Here is a 22306-nt window from a genome sequence, read left to right as displayed (position 1 = left end):
TCCCCTTAAGCCTTTTCTACTTGGTCTTTCTTATAAGTACGTAGTACCCATATGAATAAACCAATAATGAAGAAAGAACTTGGTGGTAAGATCAATAGACCCATAGGATGGTACCAACCACCGTCTGCAACTAATGGAATAATTGAAACATCAAATAATGTTCCTTTACCGAATAGTTCACGAATAAAACCAACAGTTAATAATACTACGCCGTAACCTAAACCATTACCTAGACCATCAACAAATGACATCATAGGACCAGTTTTCATTGCGTAAGCTTCTGCACGACCCATTACAATACAGTTAGTAATGATTAGGCCAACAAATACAGACAGCTCTTTTGCAGTTGCATAAGAGTAAGCTTGTAATACTTGGTCAACGATGATTACAACTGAAGCGATAATCGTCATTTGAACAATAATACGTACACTTGAAGGTATGTGGTTACGTAACATTGAAATAAACATGCTTGAAAATGCAGTAACAATCATTACAGCCATAGTCATGATCAAAGCATTTTTAAGGCTTGAAGTTACCGCTAACGCAGAACAAACACCAAGTACTTGTAATGCAATTGGGTTGTTAGCAAATACAGGGCCAAGTAGCGCCTGTTTGATTTCTTTAGAATCAGCCATTAGTTCAACGCTCCTTTACGAACTTCTGCAAGGAAAGGACCAAAGCCGTTTTCACCTGTCCAGAATTTAAACGTATTATCAACACCAATTGAAGTTAAAGTTGCACCTGAAAGGCCATCAACCTTATTAACTTCATTACCTGTGTAACCTTTAAGTACATCAACAGGAAGCTGTTTACCAGCCCAAGTTGCAACCCATTTAGGATTTTGAATCTCGCCGCCTAAGCCTGGAGTTTCATTGTGCTTATAAAAGTTAATGTTTTTAACCGTTGTAGTATTAACATCTAACGCGATAAAACCAAACATCACACCCCATAAACCATAACCTTGTACAGGTAAAATGATTGTGCTTACTTTGCCGTTTTCTTTAGCAAAATAAACAGGTGACTCTGTAGTCATACGCTGAATACCAGCAATGTCTGTTTGCTTATCAAGTTTGAAACTGATTTTTGCATCAAATTTGCTTTTTTCAAAATCAAAGCTATTTGGATCTGTATCAACAAACTTACCAGTTTTCATGTTAACTACTTTAGCTTCAACATTCTCACCAAAAACAGCCTGAATATCAGCACCATCTTTAACTTCAATGCCAGCAGCAGCTAAGATATTAGTTTGAACATCTATCGCTTTATTTATATCTTGTAGTGGACGAAGTTGAACTGCAGCAGTAGATACTAAAACAGCACACACTAAACATAACCCAACTACAACACCAAGCGTTTTACCGATTGTTTCTTTATTACTAGACATTGCGTGCTAACCTCCGTTTGATATTCGACTGTACAACGAAGTGATCGAATAACGGTGCAAACAAGTTAGCGAAAAGAATTGCTAACATCATACCTTCTGGATATGCAGGGTTTACAACACGGATCATCACAACCATAAAACCAATTAAAGCACCGTAGTACCATTTACCTGTATCAGTAAATGATGCTGATACTGGGTCTGTTGCCATGAAGAACATACCAAAAGCAAAGCCACCTAGTACTAAATGCCAATGCCAAGGCATAGCAAACATTTGATTCGTTTCAGAACCTACTGCATTTAATAGTAAAGATGTTGCGATCATGCCGATCATTACACCAGACACGATGCGCCATGATGCAATACGAACATACATTAAGAATAAACCACCAATCGCAAGTGCAAGCGTAGAAGTTTCACCAACTGAACCAGCTACAAAGCCGTAAAAAGCATTGAACCATAAATCCATGTTAGAGAAATCAATTGAACCCATAACACCTTGTGCAAGCATAGTTGCGCCAGAGAAGTTATCTACTGCAGTCCAAACTGTATCGCCTGAAATTGCTGCTGGGTATGCAAAGAATAAGAATGCACGGCCCGCTAATGCAGGGTTTAAGAAGTTACGACCTGTACCACCAAATACTTCTTTAGCGATTACAACACCAAAAGTAATACCAAGGGCTACTTGCCATAATGGAATTGTTGCAGGAAGAATTAGCGCAAACAATACAGAAGTAACAAAGAAACCTTCATTTACTTCATGTTTACGAATACCCGCAAAAATCACTTCCCAAAAACCACCTACCGCAAAGATAGTTGCGTAGATAGGTAAGAAGAAACATGCACCATAGAACATTTTGGCGCCCCAAGCAGAAGATGAGGTTAGCTCACCACCTAACATTTGGAACAGGCCAACCTGCCAGCTATCAGCTAAAACAGCGCCGCCAGCAAGTGCGTCAGCAGCTTGATGACCAATGTTGAACATACCAAAAAACATAGCTGGGAATGTTGCCATCCAAACTAAGATCATAATACGTTTAAGATCGATATTATCACGTACGTGAGAACCATTTTTAGTTACAAAACCTGGCGTGTAAAAAATAGTTGCAGCTGCTTCGTAAAGCACAAACCATTTTTCGTATTTTCCACCTGGCTCAAAGTTAGGTTCGATTTTTTCTAAATAATTCTTTAAGCTCATTATTAGCCTTCCTTCTCGATTGTATTCAGGCAATCACGAAGAATTACGCCATATTCGTATTTACCTGGGCAAACGAAAGTACATAACGCTAAATCTTCTTCATCTAATTCAAGTGCACCTAAAGAAACTGCACTATCAAGATCACGTACAATTAAATCACGTAATAAATGAGTCGGAAGGATATCTAACGGCATTACTCGCTCATAGTTACCGATTGGCACCATAGAACGCTCAGAACCACCAGTAGACGTCGTCATATTAAACAGACGCTTAGGAGATAAATGAGATAAGAAAGTACGTGTTACAGAGAATTTTTTCGAACCTGGAGCGATCCAACCGAATAATTCTTTTTCACGACCTTCAGCTAATACTGATACTTGATTATGGTAACGACCAAGGTACGCATGCACGCCGCTTGCCGTAGAACCAGATAATACTGAACCAGAAATAACACGGTTTTCGCCGTCTTCTAATTCACCACTAACTAAATCATCAAGGTTAGCACCTAGTTGAGTTTTAACTAAACGTGGGTTCTTCACTGCAGGACCTGCAACTGAGATAACACGGTCAGTGAAAATTTCACCAGTAAGGAAAAGCTTACCAAATGCAATAACATCTTGGTAACCTAAGTGCCATACTTGTTTGCTTGCAGATGCAGCATCTAAGTGATGGATATGAGTGCCAACTAAACCTGCTGGGTGAACACCTGCAAACTCTTTTACTTCAACAGAAGCAACTGAAGAGTTTGGAATTGATGTTCCAGCTAGTTTACAGACAAAAACCTTACCATCAGTCAAACGTGAAACCACAGATAGTCCAGCTTCAAAAGCTTCACTATTTTCACCGATCACAACAACTGGATCAGCGGCTAATGGATTAGTATCCATAGCGGTTACAAAGATTGAATTAGGCGTTGCATCCAAAGCAGGCACTTTACTGAATGGTCTAGTGCGCATTGCTGTCCACTGTCCCGATTCAACAAGTACATTTTGAACTTTTTCACGATCTAGAGTCGCAAGCGAATCTAAACTGAAAGAGTCAAAAGTGATTTGCTCATTGCCATCGACTTCGATAACAACTGATTGCAAAACACGCTTTGCACCACGGTTAATCTCTTTAACAACACCCGAAGCTGTTGCTGTGAATTTTACGCCAGGAGTCTTTTTATCTGAAAAAAGAACTTGGCCTTTTTTGACTTGGTCACCCAATCGAACTTGCATGGACGGACGCATTCCAATAAATTCCTCACCAAGCACTGCAACTCGTTTAACGGCAGAACCGTCATGAATTACTTGCTGTGGTGCACCTTCTATTGGAAGATCCAGACCTTTTTTTATATTGATCATAGACACTTGCATTACATTAAAGGAAAGAAACTGTTCATCTAACCGGCCACGTAATCTAACTTAAAAAAGCAACCCAACTTTTTATAAGCTCCCGTAAAGGTGCCTCATTTGAAGTTTTAAATTTCAAACAAGAAAAGACTACACAGCGAAACTAAAATAATTTGCGGGATTTTAGCATTAAAACCCTAGTCTTTGCGAGGGCATATTTGAAATTAATGCTTACAAATTAACTAAATTAGAACAAAATCAAAATAGGTTGATTTTCATCCAATAATTAAGCATAGACTAAAGTCTAAAAAATAGTCTTTTTTATCTAAAAACATACGATTCAGCCCCATAGTTGATAACCATTATCAACTAGCAGTGAATAGTGAAATATTTTCATTCAACATAAAATCTAAACTTTAAGGTAAAATATTTTCCCCAGTTAACCTTTTCTTTGAATTACCTTTCAAATTTAACAAAACTAAATTTAAAGTAAAAAAAACCGCCTACCTTAATTTAAGGTAGGCGGCTTATGTATTTCTTAATGGCTTGATTTAATTAACCAAGCTAAAGCCGATAGTTATACCATTTGCTCAATAACAGCTACTGGGTTCACATCATCATCGTAATCTATAGCATCAATGCCAAAGCCGAATAAGCGTAAAAACTCATTATGGTAACCAATGTAATCAGTTAGCTCATCAATTGTATCAGTGTCTACTGTATCCCATACTTTTTGCACGCGCTGCTGTACATCATCTTCCAGTTCTTTATAGTTTTGGAATAAGTGACCATCTGCATCAAAACGCGGTGTTGCACCAAATAGGTTTTCTCTGAATAAGCTATCAATCTGCTCAATAGTGCCCTCATAAGTACCATCAGCTTTCATTACTTTAAATAAAGCAGAAATATATAGTGGCATAATTGGAATTGCAGAACTTGCTTGTGTCACAACAGCATTAAGTGAAGAAACATACGCTTCACCTTTTTTATCAGCAGTTAATGCTTTAATTGCACCCGCTGCGCGATCTAAATCTTCTTTTGCTTTACCAATCGTTGCATGACCATAGATAGGCCAAGTTAACTCTTTACCAATATAAGTATATGCAGTTGTTTTAAAGTTATCAGCTAATACATCAGCATCATTTAAAGCTTCTAACCATAATTCCCAATCTTCACCGCCCATTACTTTTACAGTATTGGCAATTTCATCTTCGTTCGCAGCTTCAACAGTCACTGAATCAATAATACGCTTAGATGTATTAAGGTTTTTAGTTGTAACTTCTTGACCAATTGGCTTTAAGGTAGATGTATGTACTTCACCTGTTTTTGGATCTGTACGACGTGGAGATGCTAAAGAATAAATAACTAAATCAATTTTGCCCATTTCAGCTTTAATTGTTTCAATTGTTTTAGCTTTAATCTCATCAGAGAATGCATCGCCATTAATACTTTTAGCCCATACGCCTGCTTTTTTAGCTTCAGTATGAAATGCAGCTGAATTATACCAACCTGCAGAACCTGTACGCTTTTCAGTGCCTTCTTTTTCAAAGAAAATACCTAATGTATTTGCCCCTGAACCAAAAGTAGCAGTTATACGAGAAGCCAAACCATAACCAGTTGACGCGCCTATCACTAAAACATTTTTAGGACCATTTTCAACTGGACCATTAGATTTTACATATGCTATTTGTTCGTTTACATGTTCTGCACAACCAGCTGGATGTGCGTTAGTGCAGATGAATCCACGGATTTTAGGCTTAATGACCATATTATTATTCCATACTTATTAAATTGTTCAGTAAATTAGGTGCTAGTTTAACGCTTAAATCTGTTAAACAGGTCGGATGTGTTAGCTTTATTAGAATCATCTTACCAGTTTGCTACAACAGCGTCCTTTCTCAGAAAGTTGATCTCAATTAATTTGGTTCGCAGTAGTAAATTGTTTTGCTGCGCAGTTACTTTATAAAGCTGCGCAGCAAGTTTATTATCGGTTTAAATAATACTCTTTCTCAGAAATATCATGATAAGACTTAGCTTGCGTATAAAAAGAGTGATAAGACTGCCATATTTCTTTCATTTTAGGATCTGCCGCAATTTGGTCTTGCATTACTTCATTCATGCCTTGCTTTAATGCAGCCATGATTTCTGGTGAGAATTTTCTCAATTGAACATCATGTTTATTTACTAATTGCTCTAAAGCATCATTATTACGCGCTGTATATTCATCAAGCATATCAGTATTAGCAACACGCATTGCCGCTGTTACAATTGCTTGCAAGTCTTTAGGTAATTCATTAAACGCATCTTGATTAACTAAAAATTCAAGGTTTGCCCCAGGCTCATGCCAACCTGAATAATAATAAAATTCTGCGGCTTTATTTAAACCAAATGCAAGGTCATTATATGGTCCAACCCATTCAGTCGCATCAATGGCGCCCGTTTGTAATGATGTAAATAATTCACCACCCGTTAATGATACTGGCAAGCCACCTAACTTTTTAAGTACTTCACCGCCTAAACCAGGAATACGCATTTTCAGACCTTTTAAGTCTTCAACAGTGTTGATTTCTTTTTTAAACCAACCTGCCATTTGAACACCTGTATTGCCACCTGCCGCTGGGATCAAGTTATACGGTTTATATAAATCTTGCCATAAATCCATACCACCACCGTGATGTAACCAACCGTTCATTTCTTGGGCGTTCATACCAAAAGGAATCGCAGTAAAAAATTGCGCTGCAGGTAATTTTCCTTTCCAATAATAAGCAGCACTATGGCCCATCTGTGCAGTACCTGCAGAAACAGTATCAAATACTTCAAAACCCGGAACTAACTCCCCTGCTCCATATACTTTAACGGTTAATCTGCCATTGCTCATTAAATTAACATTTTTAGCAAATCTTTCAGGTGCTGTGCCAAGCCCTGGGTAATTTTTAGGCCAACTAGTAACAAGCTTCCAATTAAATTTTTGTTGTTCTTGAACTGCTTGAGGTTGAACTTGCTGATTTGAATTATTATTTTTATCAGAACAGCCCAACATCAACATACTTACAAGGCTCGCTAAAACAGCCTTTTTAATCAATTTCATTTCTGATTTTCTCCCTTAAAATTTGGATTCAATAATTTAGCTAAACTAATTAAAAATAAATATATCCATCATTCATCTTCAATTTAATGCAATTTATTGATTATTTAATGTTTTATCATTGTTGTTTTTTAAATAATTACGAATTTGTTCCCATATTATTAATCACTAAGGGTATAACAAATCCGGAAGCCAAGTGACTACTTTCGGATAAACCGACATTAAAATCAAGAGAAACAGTTGCATGATAATAAATGGGATCACCCCTTTATATATATCAGATGTTAAAACTGACTTTGGCGCTACGCCTCGCAAATAAAACAATGCAAAACCAAACGGCGGTGTTAAAAATGAAGTTTGTAAATTTACAGCTATCATTATACCCAACCAAATAGGGTCAACACCCATCATCAGTAATATAGGCGCAACAATTGGTACTACAACAAATGTAATTTCAATAAAATCAAGAATAAAACCTAATAAAAACATCACGAGCATTACTATTAATACAGCAGATACAACGCCACCAGGTAATTGCTCAAAAAAACCTGCGATTAACTCTTCGCCGCCAAAACCTCTAAATACCAATGAAAAAATGGAAGCACCAATTAAAATCATAAATACCATAGCCGTTATTTTTAAAGTTTGACGCATCACATCTTGCAAGTTCACTAAGGTAAATTGTTTTTGCCAAATAGCTAAAATAGAGGCACCAAAAGCCCCTACTCCAGCGGCTTCAGTCGGCGTTGCCACACCAAATAAAATAGAGCCGAGCACACAAAAAATCAGTAATAAAGGCGGGACTAAAGCAGCAAAAACACCCACTGATTTTCTACTTTTAATATATTCAATATCTTCATCTAATAAACAAGGTACTTGCTCAGGTTTAAAAATAGCTAAAACAAAAGAATAAATAATATAAAGCAAGACTAAAATTAGCCCCGGGATCATCGCTCCGGCAAACAAATCAGCAATTGAAATCGTTTCCGGAGAAAATATGCCCATATTAAGCTGGGCTTGCTGATAGCTACTTGAAAGCACATCACCTAATAAGACTAACGCAATTGAAGGGGGAATAATTTGCCCTAAAGAGCCTGTTGCCGCAATAATCCCAGAGCTATATTGCGCACTATAACCACGCTTTAACATGGTAGGTAAAGCTAACAGCCCCATAGTAACAACGGTTGCGCCAACAATACCTGTACTTGCCGCTAATAACATACCTACTAAAGTGACAGCGATTCCCATGCCCGCTTTAGTTTTCCCCATCATCAATGCCATTGCATCTAATAAGTTCTCAGCTACTTTCGATTTTTCGAGCATGACGCCCATAAATATAAACAGCGGGACTGCCATTAAAATTGTATTTGAAACAATGCCAAATAAGCGATTAGGGATAGCATGTAAAAATGACGCATCAAAGTGCCCTATCAGCATGCCAATACCAGCAAAAGCCAATGCAGTTCCAGCTAAAGAAAACGCGACTGGAAAGCCTATTAATAAAACAAGGCAAACTGCAATAAATAAATATAAGGCCATATACTCCATGGTCTTAACTCCTGATTAATTAATTTGCGATTTTCCAAGGATAATTTCAATGGCTTTTAGCATTTCTGAAATTGCTTGAATAATAAGTGTAAAAGATAATAAAGGGATCAAAGACTTTAAGATGAATACCCCAGGTAAACCGCCTGCTTCACGAGATCCTTCCATTACGCGCCACGAGCTCGCAACATAATCAAAGCTCATTACTGATATAAAAATGGTAACAGGGATTAAAAGCAGCAGACATCCTAATAAATTAACCCAGGCTTGTTTTTTAGGGCTGAAATTACGATAGAAAATATCCACTCTTACATGACCGTTATGTTTTAAGGTGTAAGAGCAGCCCAGCATAAATACAAAGGCGTGTAGATATAAGGCAGATTCCTGCATGGCAATCCAACCAATATTAAAGCCGTATCGTAATAGTACGATGGATAACATAATTACCACCATAAATGCGGTAAACCAAGCAATCGCATTGCCTAAAACTTCTGTGAATCGATCTATTTTTTGATGTGTTTTCGTTAAAATGTGATTCATCTCGCGATAATAAATTTTCATATATCGCGAGAATTTAACATTTATCAAACCTAGAATAAACCTTTGTTATTCTTTTGAGTTATATAAATAGAAATCATTAATATGGAGTAAACAGTCTATTTTTTAGAGCCGCCAGCACATTTAGGAGATAATGGTGCTTGTTCATTTAGCTCAGTCCACTCATGTTCAGTATAAGTATGAAGCGCTAATGCGTGAATATGATTCGCGAGTTCATCAGCAAGTACCTTGTTAATAGCACGGTGTCTTTGTAATAGGCGTTTACCTTCAAAATCAGAACTGACTATCACAACTTTAAAATGAGAATCCGTACCTGCGCTATGCATATGACTTTCATTAGTCACCACTAAATGCTGACATGTCATATTCTCGAGTAATTTTTGTTCTATTTGAGTTTGCATGCTTAAACCTTTCATATTAAATCTAAATTCTAAATCTATTTTATTTTAAATTTTTGGATGAATATACCTAAAAGTCAGGTTTATTCTGCCTCTTATTGTATTTGCTATTTTTGAATTGGCCATTTTAGGCAAGCAATGCTGATACTGTGATTGGCTGTTACCAGACATTAATAAGCAACTACCGCTATTAAGTGTCAGATCATAGTTTTTATTATTAGCACTATCTTTGATTTTAAAAATCCGCTCATCACCTAACGAGATAGAAGCAATGACAGGATTGTTACCTAACTCAGCTTCATCATCTGAATGCCAACCAACGCTATCATTACCATCTCTATACCAATTTATTAATACGGCATTAAATGGCACTTCAAACTGTTTTGTTAATCTAGCTGCAAATTTTTCTAAAATAGCATCCCAAGGTTCCACCACTAATGCCATGCCTGAATAAGCATAATTGAGTTTACTATCAGCCATGTAAACTTGTTTTCTAGGAATTAATACCTGCTTACCATACATAGATATCGCTGGTTGCTGCCAATTCATATTGCTAACTAAATAATGAAATAAAGCATCGGCTTTTGCTTCACTGATACAATTTTCATAATAATTGAAGCAGTTTGGCAAATCAGGTGAACAATTGAATAAAGGCATGTTAAAATCAATTCAGATGAATAATATTGGTATAAATACTCATGATACAAGAATTAACCCAAGCAGTTCTAGGAAATAAAACATTTACCTTAGAACGTTTTCCTTTAGAACAAAAAACTCGTAGTTTGCAGGCTTGGGATTCTGCTGATGAATATTTAATAAATTATGTTGAAGAACATCACAGCGAACTTAACAATATTGCGATCTTAAATGATAGTTTTGGTGCTTTAAGTTGTTATTTTAATGATAAAGCAAATACTTTGATCAGCGATTCATTTATTGCACATCAAGCAGCAAAATACAATATCGAAAAAAATAACCTAACGAGTGCTAACTTAGATTTATTAAGCTGTTTTGACTTACCATCAAGTGAAATAGATTTAGTCTTAATCAAAATTCCAAAAAACAATGGTTTATTAGCCCACCAACTTGCCAAATTAAGCCAAGTATTAAAGCCTGGTACGTTAGTGATAGGTGCAGGTAAAACCAAAGATATCCATAACTCAACGTCTAAAGCCTTTGAAAAATATATTGGCGAAGCTAAAACATCCCTTGCCGTAAAAAAATCTCGCCTAGTCTTTGCTAAATTTGAAAAACAAGCACAAGACACACCTGCGACAATCAAGTGGGAACTCAAAAACACCGACTTTACAATTAATAATCATGCAAATGTATTTTCACGTGATTCATTAGATATTGGTGCACGATTCTTTATGAACTTTTTACCACAAACTAAAAAGGTAAAAAGCATAGTAGATTTAGGCTGTGGTAATGGTGTGATTGGTCTTACAACATTAACTAAATGTCCTAATTCAGAAATCACCTTTGTTGATGAGTCTGATATGGCAGTAAACTCTGCGGGATTAAACATACAGCAAAACCTGCCAGAAAAGTTAGACCAATGTACCTTTATGCAAAATGACTGTATGACGGGGTTTGACGCAGAAAGCCAAGATATTATTTTATGTAACCCCCCATTTCATCAGCAGCAAGCTGTAACAGATCATATTGCATGGCAAATGTTTATTGATGCACGACGTGTATTAAAAGTGGGCGGTGAGCTACGTATTATTGGTAATCGTCACCTTGATTATCATGGTAAGTTAGAACGTATATTTGGTAACTGTAAATTACTTGGCTCAAATAGTCGCTTTGTGGTTTTAAGTTCTACAAAAGAGAAAGCATTACAATCTTAAAGAATATGTAACAATTAAAAGGATATTTATCTTTTATATTAAATATCCTTGTTGCAATATTTATAGTCAAATAAAAACATCACGGATCGCCATGAAAAAAATAGCCCTATTATTTTGTGTACTTGCAGTATCTGCATGTCAGTCCCTTCCTGAACGTATTATTATCGCTCCTAATTACACAGCAACCGCTCAGCTTTCAATTGCAAATAATATAGATTTATCTGTACAAGATAATCGAGAAACACCCACGACTTTACGTATTTTGAAAAAAGATGATGTGACTAAAGTCGCTAGTAATGATTTAGAACAGTCCCTTAATAATGCTTTATCCAAAGCCTTAAAAAATAGCGGTGTTAATATTAATGCCTCTTCTCAAAATCAAATGGCTTTGCATATTCATCAACTAGAAGTCATCGTAAAACAACAAACGCTTAAGTATCGTAGTGAAGGCATAATTGAATTAGAAGTTAAACTTAATAAAGGTAAGCAGAACTTCAATAAATATTATAATGGCAGTCAAAATAGCGAAGGGCCTCTAATTTTTGACAAAGCAAAAGTAGAAGGCCAGCTTAATACATTGTTAGAACAAATGATTTCCCGTATTGTAAACGATGTTGAACTTCAAGAATTTTTACAAGGTTAAGGATACCCATGATAAAACCATTCATTAAAACGCTAATATTGAGCACACTGGCAGTGATTTCAATGTCAGCTTTAAGTGCTGCCGATGGTAAATTTGTGCAAAAAAGTAACTTATTTCCTAAAGTAGAGCTTAAAACAAGCCACGGTAATATCATTATTGAACTAGACCGCTCTCGCGCGCCTATTACAGTGAATAACTTTTTAACGTATGTCGCTAACGGCGATTATAAAGGCTCCATTTTTCATCGTGTAGAACGTGACGAAGAAAACGAGCAAGACTTTGTAATTCAAGGCGGAGGTTATGATAAAGATCATGATGGTATGCATACAATTGCGCCTATTTTTAACGAAAGCGGCAATGGTATGAAAAATGAAATGTACTCTATTGCTATGGCATATCAAGATAGAAAACCCCACTCAGGTGATCGTCAGTTCTTTTTCAATATGGACGATAACCACCACTTAAATCCGGGTCGTGGTTGGGGTTTTGCTGTATTTGGTAGTGTTTCAGAAGGCTATGAAACGTTAGATAAAATCATGAAAGTTGAAACAGGATATAACGAAAAAATTGGCTACGACTTTGTGCCAGTCAAACCTGTATTAATTTATGATGTAATCGTCTTACCTGAAGAAAAACTATAACGTTTATTCCAATATACACTCCCAACATTTGGGAGTATTAAATTAATAAAAATAATAAGAACCCGATATGACCACTGATATTTCAATGAAAGAATACTTAAGCTATTTTAAAGATAAGCGTTTAATAAGTATTTTCATTTTTGGCATGGCCAGCGGCTTTCCTTGGGTTTTAATCGGTTCTGTGCTTTCAGCTTGGCTAAAAGATGAAGGTTTGTCTCGCAGTACCATAGGTCTTTTTGGTTTAGTTTTTGGCGCTTATTCTATCAATTTCTTATGGTCGCCTTTAGTTGACCGCGTTAAATTACCTATTTTAAATAAGCTACTAGGCCTAAGACGTAGTTGGATTTTATTCACGCAGTTTTTCATCATTGCAGCTACGCTGTTACTTTCTACTGTTGATATCAGTGCTAACTTAAAATTGGTTGCGATGATTTCAATTGTGATAGCAATTGCATCGGCTACACAAGATATTTCGATTGATGCATTCCGTATTGATAGCTTAGCTGAAAATGAGAGCCATAAGGCAACGGCTGCGGCTGCGATGGCAACATCTGGTTGGTGGTCAGGTTATGCATTATTGGGCACCGTGCCTTTTTACTTTGCAGATTTCCCTGGTTGGGACTGGAACCAAGTATATGTTGTACTGGCTTTTATGATGTTTTGTTTAAGCTTATGTGTATTTTGGGTAAAAGAACCAGATTCTAACCGAGATGAAATACAATCAAAACTCGAAACTCAGTATCAAAAAACACTATTTACTGATAACCAAAATACTATCTCAGCAAAAATAGCAAGTTGGCTTTTAGTTACCCTGGTAGCACCCTTTTCAGAATTTTTTAAACGTAATGGCGTTAAAACAGCGTTAGCTCTGCTTGCGTTTATATTCTTATTTAAAATTGGCGAAGCTTTTTTAGGGCGTATGTCTATCGTTTTTTATAAAGAAGTGGGGTTTACCAATACACAAATTGGCACTTATTCTAAATTTGGCACTGGTATAATCACTATCGTTTTTGCTTTTTTAGGCAGCTTATTTAATCACAAATACGGAATTGTAAAAGGCTTATTTATTAGTGGCATTGCTATGGCACTATCTAACCTATTATTTGCGGTTATCGCACTTATTGGCCCTGTTGAATGGATGTATGCGTTAACAGTAGTAGTTGACGGTTTCACACAAGCTTGGTCACTCGTGGCTATGGTGGCATTTCTATCTATGCTCTGTAATCGTAGCTTTACCGCAGCCCAATATGCGCTACTTGCATCTCTAGGTAATTTCGCTAGAACCTTGCTTTCATCTTCAAGTGGCATGTTAGTAGATTGGTTAGATGGTAACTGGGCATTATTTTTTGTATTAACGGCGGTTATGGTGATCCCATCTTTAGTATTTTTATACTTGATCAGACATCATATGTATCGTTTAGAAAATAATTTTCATAAGAATGGAAATTAAGGAGACAGGTACTAAGAGCTAGGAAACTGGATTTTAGGATTTTAGGATTTTAGGATTTTATACATTGAGTGGGGTATAAATATAAAATGCTTCCCTGCATTCTATTTTTAAAGTCATTTAAATACAATTTAAATCACTTAGTACGAAAACTATTCAGCATCTAATAAAGCTAAGCCTTCAGTTGGATCGACTTCCAACGCGTTACAGTAACGAACAAATTCAACAACGTCTAAACGGCGCTCTTGATTTTCTATTTTACCGATGAATGAATGAGGTGTACCAATAATTTGCGCTAAGCTTCTCATTGTATGACCTTTCTCTTGACGTTTTTCTTTAAGCCAAGAAGTTAGTCTACTATTTTCATCAGATGAAACTGTTTTTCCCATCATAAAAGCATCTCCTACTAGATGTTTTTTTATATTAAAGTAATTGGGAGTGCCCCTCCCCATAATGCTCAATGCTATGGCTCAAAACGTTCAAGCTTTGAAACGCAAGAATTGATTTGACCCCATTAAAGCACAAGCTCTATATTAGGTATAGCCGTTTTTAACGAAATTACCTAATATAGGTCTAAAAAAATATTTAGATACTACTAATAGTATAATATTAACTGTTATTCACCTTCAATTACATAAAATGCGATGAATGTTCATTATTCTTCGTCTAAATCACATAAAACTGACTTTCCAATGAGTATTGGTATACTCTATTAACTAATAAATAGAAAATAGTGATAATTAGCCAAATATGATTCGATTAATGTTTTTACTTCCTATAGTACTTTGTCTTTTATGGTTCTTTTTTTTAAAACAAAATAATTTAAGCTTAAAGCAAGGTAAAAAAGGTTTTTTATATATACTTGGATTTAGTAGTTTAATTTTAGGCTTTTTTACATTGATGATTTTTGTTACAAATCAATAAAAAGCCACTTGAGTAAGTGGCTTTTTAAAGTTAATTTGATTTAGGAGCTAACTTCACAAGATTTTTATTTTGTGAAGTGAATTTCTTTCTTGTCGTCTTGCTCTGAGCATTAATAAACATGGTGTTAATACTAAGGTTAATACCGTTGCAAAGGTTAAACCACCAGCAACAGCTGTCGAGAGCTGAACCCACCACTGCGTTGATGGAGCACCCACTGCCACTTCACGATTAAAGAAATCTATATTCACCTGCAATACCATAGGCATTAAACCTAAAATGGTTGTTACCGTTGTTAACAATACAGGTCTTAATCTTTGCGCTCCCGTTCTAAGAATCGCTTCTTTAGCCGCCATGCCTTGTGCTCTAAGTAGGTTATATGTATCTATTAATACAATGTTATTGTTCACTACAATACCCGCTAAAGCGATAACACCGATACCTGACATCACAATGCCAAATGGCTGCTGTAAAATTAACAGACCTAAAAATACACCTACTGTAGAAAATAACACAGCACTAAGAATCAAAAACGCCTGATAAAAACTATTAAACTGAGTCACTAAAATAAGACCCATAACAAACAGTGCAACCATGAGTGCATTTTTCAAAAATACTTCTGACTCACCTTGCTCTTCATTTTCACCGCGCACTTTTAATTTTACTCTAGGATCCATTCCTTGTTCTTTAAGCTGGGCTTGTAAACGAGGTAAAGCAAGACTTAACAACTCATCTGCTTTCATATCTGCATTAACGGTAACAACACGATGACTATCCACTCTGTGAATAGTATCTACCTTTTGCACTGGCGATTTTTCAACAAAATGGGATACCGGAATTTGACCATGCATGGTTTTAATACGTAATGTTTCTATTCGACCTAAATCGCGTTTCTCATGAGGAAAACGTACTCTGATATCAATTTCGTCATCTACATCATCAGGGCGGTATTCTCCTAATTTCAGACCATTGGTGATCATTTGCACGTTAGCACCTAACATCGTGGCGTCAGCACCAAATCTTGCCGCATTACTTCTATCTATTTTAAGCTGCCATTCAATGCCTTGTTTTGAAGCGGTATCATCTATATTCATAAATGAGCCATCAGCTTCTAACGCTTGACGAATACGTCTTGCTTCATTATTTAAGGCTTCAGGGTATTTAGAACTTAATTCAATAGACAGATCTTTACCACCACCAGGGCCGTTTTCATCTTTTCTAAGCTCGACTTCTACACCAGCAATATTTTCTGTCAGTGATATTACTTGTTCAATAATATCATCCGCAGGTAAGCGTTGGTCCCAATCATCTAGATTTAAACGTACTGTACCAACTAAGTCTTTACCGCCTGTACGCGAGTAAATAGTTTTAATGCCTTCTATTGATAAAATACGACCTTCAACATCTTGCATTATGGTGTCTTTTTCATAAATTGATAAATCACCAAACGAACGTACTTTTAAGTTAATACCATTAGGCTCAACTTCAGGGAAAAATTGCACCCCAAGTTTTGACGCACCATAACCAACAAACACTAAAATCGAAATTATAATCGCACCAAATAAAACCCACCAAGGGCGTGAAATCGCTTTATCTAATACACGAACATACTTACCGCTAAAACCATGTAATTTAGTCACATCACCTTCTTCAGCAGCCACTAACTCTTGTTTTTCAGACTCTTTAATTGGTCTTACTTTACCTATTAGGCTACCTAATGCTGGTACAAATATTAACGCCATCACCAATGAAGCTGTTAAAGTTGCAATTAAAGTGATGGGTAAATATTTCATAAACTCGCCCATCATACCTGGCCAAAAAATTAATGGCGCAAATGCCGCTAATGTCGTCGCAGTTGAGGCGATAATAGGCCATGCCATACGTTTAGCAGCCATAGCATAAGCTTGTTTACGATGCATGCCTTCACTCATCATACGATCAGCAAATTCAGTGACAACAATCGCGCCATCAACCAACATACCTACCGCCATGATCAAAGCAAATAACACCACGATATTTACCGTTAAGCCAAATAAAGAAAGTACTAAAATGCCCGTTAAAAATGAGCCTGGTATCGCAACCCCGACTAAAAATGCAGAGCGACTGCCTAAAATAGCGATAATCACTATCACCACTAATAAAACAGCTGACATTACATTATTTTGTAAGTCTGAAAGCATATCTTTTACGTCTTGTGAGCTATCAGCAGTATAATTTACTTTAATGTGATCAGGCCAAAGTACTTTTGCTTTTTCAACAATCTCTTTCACTTCATTCACTGTATCTATGATATTTTCGCCACTGCGCTTTTTAACTTCTAAAGCAACGGCTGATTCCCCATTAATTCGGGCAATGGAAGTGGGATCTTTATAAGAGCGACGTATTTGTGCCACATCCATAAAACGCACAACTTTATCACCAACAACCTTGACTGGTTGCTCCATGACGTCTTGAATTGTTTCAAAAACTGATGGGATTTTAATGGCAAATCGGCCTTTACCTGTATCTAAAGTACCTGCGGCAACTAATTTATTATTATTACTGATTAGATTATAAATATCAGTTTGATCTAAGCCATATGATACCATCAATAATGGATCAACAATGATTTCAACCATATCTTCACGGTCGCCACCAATATCCACTTCCATTACACTCGATATACCTTCAATATCATCTTTTAAATTACGCGCTATTGTTAATAACCCACGTTCAGGCACGTTTCCAGATAAAGTAAGAGTAATAGTGGGTTGCTGATCTTCCATCAGAACTTCATGCACTTCAGGTTCTTCGGATTCGCTTGGTAGTTTCGCTTTTGCCAGTGACACTTTGTCACGTACTTCAGCTAATAAATCGTTCGTATCTAATCCAGCCAAAAACTCTAATGTAATTGAAGCATGTCCTTCACTGGCAGTGGCTTTCATTTCTTTTACGCCTTGTATTGCGCGTAATTCCACTTCCATTGGGCGAATAAGCAGTCTTTCTGCATCTTCAGGTGAAATACCATCATGTACAATTGATACATAAATAAATGGAATATTTACATCTGGGTTAGCTTCTTTAGGAATGCTCTGATAGGTCATCCAACCTGCAATCAGCAACAAAACAAAAATAGATAAAACCGTTCTGGTTTTATTTAACGCGCCGTCAATTATTGTTTTCATTATTCGGCCTTAGTCTTGTTTTGTAATTGAATCATCAGTTGAAAAAACAGGTTCAACAACATCACCTATTCTTACAAAACCTTGGCCTAAGGTGATTACTTTAACTTCTTCACCTAAGCCTGACATCCAAATACCTTCTGAAGTAGATTTCACTATATTAATTGGCGAAAACACAACTTCATTTTTATCATTTAGTGTTTTAACGCCTATGCTACCTTTAGGGTCTAATGCCATAAATGCAGGGCTAATATGAATGGCTTTTACGGCTTCAAAATCAATATCTAATTGCGTTGAAAAACCGGCTCTAAACTTCATATCTGGGTTTGAAAATTTAGCTTCAATTTTGAAAGTATTAGTATTGTCATCTGCAACTGATGCAATATATCTAATATTTCCAGAATAAGTTTCTTTGTTAACTAAGGTTGCTTTTACTTCCTGCTCTAGGTTTAATCCAAAAATTTCAGACTGGGTAACATCAGCACGCACAACTAATGGGTCTAAATCAGCTAATTCTAAGATTGGGTCACCACGACCAACATAGCTACCAATTTCAACAAGTCTTTGATTAATTACACCGCTAAATGGTGCTTTAATTTGGCTACGAGATAAACTCAACTTTAAACTTGAAAGGTCTGATTTTGCTTGCTCTAGCTGTGCTTTACTACGAGACAGTTTCACTTCGTCTTGTAAGCCTTTTTGCTTTAATTTAACAAAGCCTTGATACTCTAATTTTCTTTGAACTAATAATGATTTTGCAGAGACTATTCTTTCGTTCAAGTCAGATTGATCAAGAGATAAAATGACAGTGCCTTTTTCAACAAATTGACCTTCTTTAACATAAATATCTTTTACTTCACCTTCTTCTCTCGCACTGATAGTGGAAACTTTATCAGGCTCAGATTTTCCGTATAATGTAAGGGTTTTAAAAATATCTTGGGCTTTTAGTGTTTCTACTTTCACTTTTGCTAAAGGTGCTTGCTGATCTGTTGTTTTATTTGAAGTGTTTTTGGGGTCTTGTGCATTGGAGGGTCCAGATAACATCCAAAGTATAATACCAATACTAATACTTAATGCGATGATGAACGGTTTTTCATCTAACAATTGACGAATGCGCTGAAATGTAAGCATCCTTTCTCTCCAAGGTTAATGCTAATAATTATTATCTCTCAATCATACGAAGTTTTTGCAGGCAAAGTAAGTAATAAAATGTAAACAAGCTTTACATTCCAGATAACAGAAACAAAAAAACCGCATAATGCGGCTTTTTTAACTTATTAATAATATTTAGTTTATTTACTAAACACTAAATGATGAACCACAGCCACACGTTGCTGTTGCGTTTGGATTATTTACAAAAAAGCGAGAACCTTCAAGTCCTTCAGTGTAATCAACAGTGCCATCAACTAAGTATTGAATACTCATAGGGTCTACCACTAACGTTACGCCATTTTTTTCAATAGTCATATCACCTGGGTTGGTTTTTTCATCAAAAGTAAAACCATATTGAAACCCTGAACAGCCTCCGCCCGTAACATAAACACGAAGTTTTAGTTCTGGATTCTCTTCTTCCTCGATTAGCTGCTTAACTTTATTTGCTGCATTATCCGTGAATTGTATCGGTAATTGCTCAGACATACTTCTACTTAAATAAATTGATATAGCGCGATTATCTAATACCCGACTGTTTTAATCAAGTATTTACTAAAAAATACACAGGATAGACAAAGCTAAATTAATCTAATTTTAGCGCTTATTTTTTATGAAAATTCACTAAGCTTCTGATAAACTGCAATTACTTTTTTGGTACTCATATTTTATAGGTATCTCTTTGTTTGAGTTGACACATACATCGCTTGAAGCGCTCAGAAAAAGTTTATCCAAACCTAAAACGTCGGCTCAACTGTGTCTGCTAGGTATAGTTGCGGGCTTATTTGCAGCTATCTTAATCATTATATTCAGACTGCTTATCATTGGCGTGCAAGCCATATTTTTACCTGAATCCGATAACTATACTGAACTTCCTGAATTATATAGGCTATTTATACCCGTTATTGGTGCCTTACTTATTTATGCTATTGCCATGATATCTCGCTACAAACATTACCGTTTAGGCGTACCTTTTATTATTCATCGCATTAAACAAAATTACGGTAACATTCCCTTTAATAGTACTTTAAATCAGTTTTTCGGTGGTGCTATTGCACTTATAAGTGGTTTTACCGTAGGTCGAGAAGGTCCTTCTGTTCATATCGGTGCTGCAGGAGCCAGTTTCATTGGCTCAAAGCTCCATTTACCTTATAACTCCATGAGAACACTCGCTGGTTGTGGCGTTGCCGCAGGTATTTCAGCGTCATTTAATACGCCATTAGCTGCCGTGATTTTTGTAATGGAAGTGGTACTCAGAGAATATAAAATTCATATTTTTGTACCAATTATCTTAGCAGCCGTAACTGGTGCCGTAACAACACAGTTCGTTTTTGGCAATACGTATGAATTATCACTTATCAATGTCACGCCATTACCTATTTGGCATTATCCCTATTTAATTATTTGCGGATTAACCTTAGGTGCCATTGCCTATGCATTTAACCGAAACTTAATGTACGTTATTAAAGTATTTAGGCGTATTAGTATGTTTCCTCGTTTACTTTTAGCAGGAACAATTATGGGGCTTATTTCATTTTTAGTGCCTCAAGCAATGGGGTCAGGTATGAGCGCCATTCATCTTTCCGTTATTTCAGCTGAAAATTTACAATTATTAATGACAATATTAATAGCCAAACTTATCGCTACGCTATTTATTTTAGGTCTGGGTATTCCTGGTGGCATAATTGGCTCTGTGTTTGGTTTAGGAGTACTGATTGGTACTTTAATGTCGTATTTTGGCAGTTATATGAGCCCTGATGATTATGTTGTTGGTACTTACGCCGTATTAGGCATGGCAGGTTTGTTTGCGGCTACATTACATGCACCACTGGCAGCTTTAGTTGCTGTGATGGAAATGACTTCTAGCTCACATATTACAGTACCCGCCATGGTAGTGATCACCACAGCATATGTGAGTGCCTTACAGTTTTTTGGTAACCGCTCAATATTTTTACAACAGTTAGATTTTCAAGGATTACCATATCAAGTTTCTCCTGCCGTAGAAGCATTGCAAAAAATTGGCGTTATGGCTGAAATGGACGAAAATTTCAAATTATTATATTCCAATGATAAAGATCAAATTAATGCAACGCTTAATGCAGTAACTTCAGACCCTGAAAACCAAACACCATTAATTGTATTTGATGAAGAAAATGGCTACCGATTAGCCGAATATGATTTAAGTTTAATGTCTGATAATGCCATTCCAATACAATATGTTGAACTGGAAGGGCTTAGTAGTCAATGTACCCTCGCAGATGTATTTGATATTTTAAAAGACAAACGTGGAAGTTCTGTTTATATCTATAACCAATTAGATAACAAACAAATTATGGGACTAATACGCTGGGATCATATTCATCAAATACTAACGATAAGAAATAGCTTAGTTTAAACCGTCAATTTAACCGTTAAAAAGGCAAGTAATGACAACATTATTAATATACAAATCGCTGCACATATTTTTTATGGTTGCTTGGTTTGCTGGCATTTTTTATTTACCACGATTATTTGTATATCACGCAATGACAGATAATAAAGATAGCCAAGAAATGCTTAAAACCATGGAGCGGAAATTACTTTATTTTGTCACTCCTTTTGCAGTGTTAACGTTAGTTTTTGGCGTATTAATGATTTTTGAATATGGCCGAGAATGGTTTAAAGTCAGCATGTGGTTACATTATAAACTCATATTGGTTATCGCTTTATACATATATCATGGCTATTGCTTTAAGCTTTTATCTGACTTTAAACATGACAGAAATAAACGCAGTGATAAATTTTACCGAATAATAAATGAGCTACCTGTTTTAGTATTATTAGCGATTATCTTTTTAGCGGTAATAAAACCGCTTTTTTAAACTGCTTTTAAGCTGCAAATTATGCATAAGATACCGCGAGATGCTTTGTCATCTAGGGACATCATGGGTATAATCTGCAGCCAACAATTATCTCCCCAAATTTACTGCCAACATACTATATAGGATTGAAC

20 protein-coding genes are annotated in these 22306 nt (G+C 36.1%); 6 read left to right on the top strand and 14 right to left on the bottom strand.

The features are described 5' to 3' along the window. Window positions 1-5: 5 nt before the first annotated feature. From KO527_RS07585 to KO527_RS07540, 10 genes are all read right to left on the bottom strand, one after another. Window positions 6-635, bottom strand: a complete 630-nt coding sequence (locus KO527_RS07585) for an NADH:ubiquinone reductase (Na(+)-transporting) subunit D (protein WP_216039720.1) — start codon at window positions 633-635, stop codon at window positions 6-8. Then, entirely contained in the window at window positions 635-1384 is a 750-nt protein-coding gene (locus KO527_RS07580) for a Na(+)-translocating NADH-quinone reductase subunit C (protein WP_216039719.1), read from the bottom strand. Before KO527_RS07580 ends, KO527_RS07585 begins: the two co-directional genes overlap by 1 nt. Further along, entirely contained in the window at window positions 1377-2579 is a 1203-nt protein-coding gene (locus tag KO527_RS07575) for an NADH:ubiquinone reductase (Na(+)-transporting) subunit B (RefSeq protein WP_216039718.1), read from the bottom strand. Before KO527_RS07575 ends, KO527_RS07580 begins: the two co-directional genes overlap by 8 nt. A gap of 2 nt (window positions 2580-2581) precedes the next feature. Continuing rightward, the gene (locus tag KO527_RS07570; protein ID WP_216039717.1) at window positions 2582-3925 is read right to left on the bottom strand and encodes a Na(+)-translocating NADH-quinone reductase subunit A; all 1344 of its coding nucleotides are present in this window, start codon (window positions 3923-3925) and stop codon (window positions 2582-2584) included. 565 nt (window positions 3926-4490) lie between these two features. After that, window positions 4491-5681 (bottom strand): enoyl-ACP reductase FabV, encoded by a 1191-nt coding sequence (fabV, locus tag KO527_RS07565; RefSeq protein WP_216039716.1) that lies wholly within the window; start codon window positions 5679-5681, stop codon window positions 4491-4493. Window positions 5682-5897: 216 nt separating this feature from the next. Next, a complete protein-coding gene (gene dctP / locus KO527_RS07560; RefSeq protein WP_216039715.1) occupies window positions 5898-7001 on the bottom strand; it encodes a TRAP transporter substrate-binding protein DctP in 1104 nt (367 codons plus the stop codon). A 165-nt stretch (window positions 7002-7166) separates the two neighbouring features. Continuing rightward, the gene (locus KO527_RS07555; protein ID WP_216039714.1) at window positions 7167-8546 is read right to left on the bottom strand and encodes a TRAP transporter large permease subunit; all 1380 of its coding nucleotides are present in this window, start codon (window positions 8544-8546) and stop codon (window positions 7167-7169) included. A 15-nt stretch (window positions 8547-8561) separates the two neighbouring features. Next, window positions 8562-9083 carry a TRAP transporter small permease subunit gene (locus KO527_RS07550; RefSeq protein WP_216039713.1) on the bottom strand — a complete coding sequence of 174 codons (522 nt, stop codon included), beginning with the start codon at window positions 9081-9083 and terminating at the stop codon, window positions 8562-8564. Between the two features lie 116 nt (window positions 9084-9199). Beyond that, complete coding sequence (locus KO527_RS07545; protein WP_216039712.1) at window positions 9200-9502, bottom strand: BolA/IbaG family iron-sulfur metabolism protein; 303 nt, start codon at window positions 9500-9502, stop codon at window positions 9200-9202. 45 nt (window positions 9503-9547) lie between these two features. Then, window positions 9548-10156, bottom strand: coding sequence for an alpha-ketoglutarate-dependent dioxygenase AlkB (locus tag KO527_RS07540; RefSeq protein WP_216039711.1), 609 nt, complete (start codon window positions 10154-10156; stop codon window positions 9548-9550). 41 nt (window positions 10157-10197) lie between these two features. Here KO527_RS07540 and KO527_RS07535 point away from each other — a divergent pair, with 41 nt between their 5' ends. The 4 genes from KO527_RS07535 to KO527_RS07520 all read left to right on the top strand — a co-directional run bounded on the left by KO527_RS07535 (window position 10198) and on the right by KO527_RS07520 (window position 14086). Beyond that, entirely contained in the window at window positions 10198-11352 is a 1155-nt protein-coding gene (locus KO527_RS07535) for a methyltransferase (RefSeq protein ID WP_216039710.1), read from the top strand. A gap of 91 nt (window positions 11353-11443) precedes the next feature. Beyond that, complete coding sequence (locus KO527_RS07530; RefSeq protein WP_216039709.1) at window positions 11444-11995, top strand: YajG family lipoprotein; 552 nt, start codon at window positions 11444-11446, stop codon at window positions 11993-11995. Window positions 11996-12018: 23 nt separating this feature from the next. After that, window positions 12019-12636, top strand: coding sequence for a peptidylprolyl isomerase (locus KO527_RS07525; RefSeq protein ID WP_216039788.1), 618 nt, complete (start codon window positions 12019-12021; stop codon window positions 12634-12636). 67 nt (window positions 12637-12703) lie between these two features. Beyond that, window positions 12704-14086 carry an MFS transporter gene (locus tag KO527_RS07520; protein ID WP_216039708.1) on the top strand — a complete coding sequence of 461 codons (1383 nt, stop codon included), beginning with the start codon at window positions 12704-12706 and terminating at the stop codon, window positions 14084-14086. Between the two features lie 149 nt (window positions 14087-14235). On the opposite strand, the gene KO527_RS07515 is transcribed toward KO527_RS07520, so the two are convergent. The 4 genes from KO527_RS07515 to erpA all read right to left on the bottom strand — a co-directional run bounded on the left by KO527_RS07515 (window position 14236) and on the right by erpA (window position 19803). After that, window positions 14236-14475, bottom strand: coding sequence for a helix-turn-helix transcriptional regulator (locus KO527_RS07515; RefSeq protein WP_042142560.1), 240 nt, complete (start codon window positions 14473-14475; stop codon window positions 14236-14238). Window positions 14476-15060: 585 nt separating this feature from the next. After that, on the bottom strand, window positions 15061-18168 hold the full coding sequence (locus tag KO527_RS07510) for an efflux RND transporter permease subunit (RefSeq protein ID WP_216039707.1): 3108 nt from the start codon (window positions 18166-18168) through the stop codon (window positions 15061-15063). A gap of 9 nt (window positions 18169-18177) precedes the next feature. Further along, window positions 18178-19296, bottom strand: coding sequence for an efflux RND transporter periplasmic adaptor subunit (locus KO527_RS07505; protein WP_216039706.1), 1119 nt, complete (start codon window positions 19294-19296; stop codon window positions 18178-18180). Between the two features lie 168 nt (window positions 19297-19464). Next, window positions 19465-19803: an iron-sulfur cluster insertion protein ErpA gene (erpA, locus tag KO527_RS07500; RefSeq protein WP_042142567.1), complete on the bottom strand. Its 339-nt coding sequence runs from the start codon at window positions 19801-19803 to the stop codon at window positions 19465-19467. Window positions 19804-20005: 202 nt separating this feature from the next. Between erpA and KO527_RS07495 the strand changes: the two genes are divergently transcribed. Together KO527_RS07495 and KO527_RS07490 are read left to right on the top strand one after the other, a co-directional pair. Then, entirely contained in the window at window positions 20006-21709 is a 1704-nt protein-coding gene (locus KO527_RS07495; protein ID WP_216039787.1) for a chloride channel protein, read from the top strand. A gap of 31 nt (window positions 21710-21740) precedes the next feature. Continuing rightward, window positions 21741-22175 (top strand): CopD family protein, encoded by a 435-nt coding sequence (locus KO527_RS07490; protein WP_216039705.1) that lies wholly within the window; start codon window positions 21741-21743, stop codon window positions 22173-22175. Window positions 22176-22306 lie beyond the last annotated feature (131 nt).

Origin of the sequence: Pseudoalteromonas sp. C2R02, from assembly GCF_018860845.1 — a bacterium.
Classification (GTDB): domain Bacteria; phylum Pseudomonadota; class Gammaproteobacteria; order Enterobacterales; family Alteromonadaceae; genus Pseudoalteromonas.
Note: the sequence above shows the minus strand (reverse complement) of the source record. Positions and strands in the feature narration are given on the sequence as shown.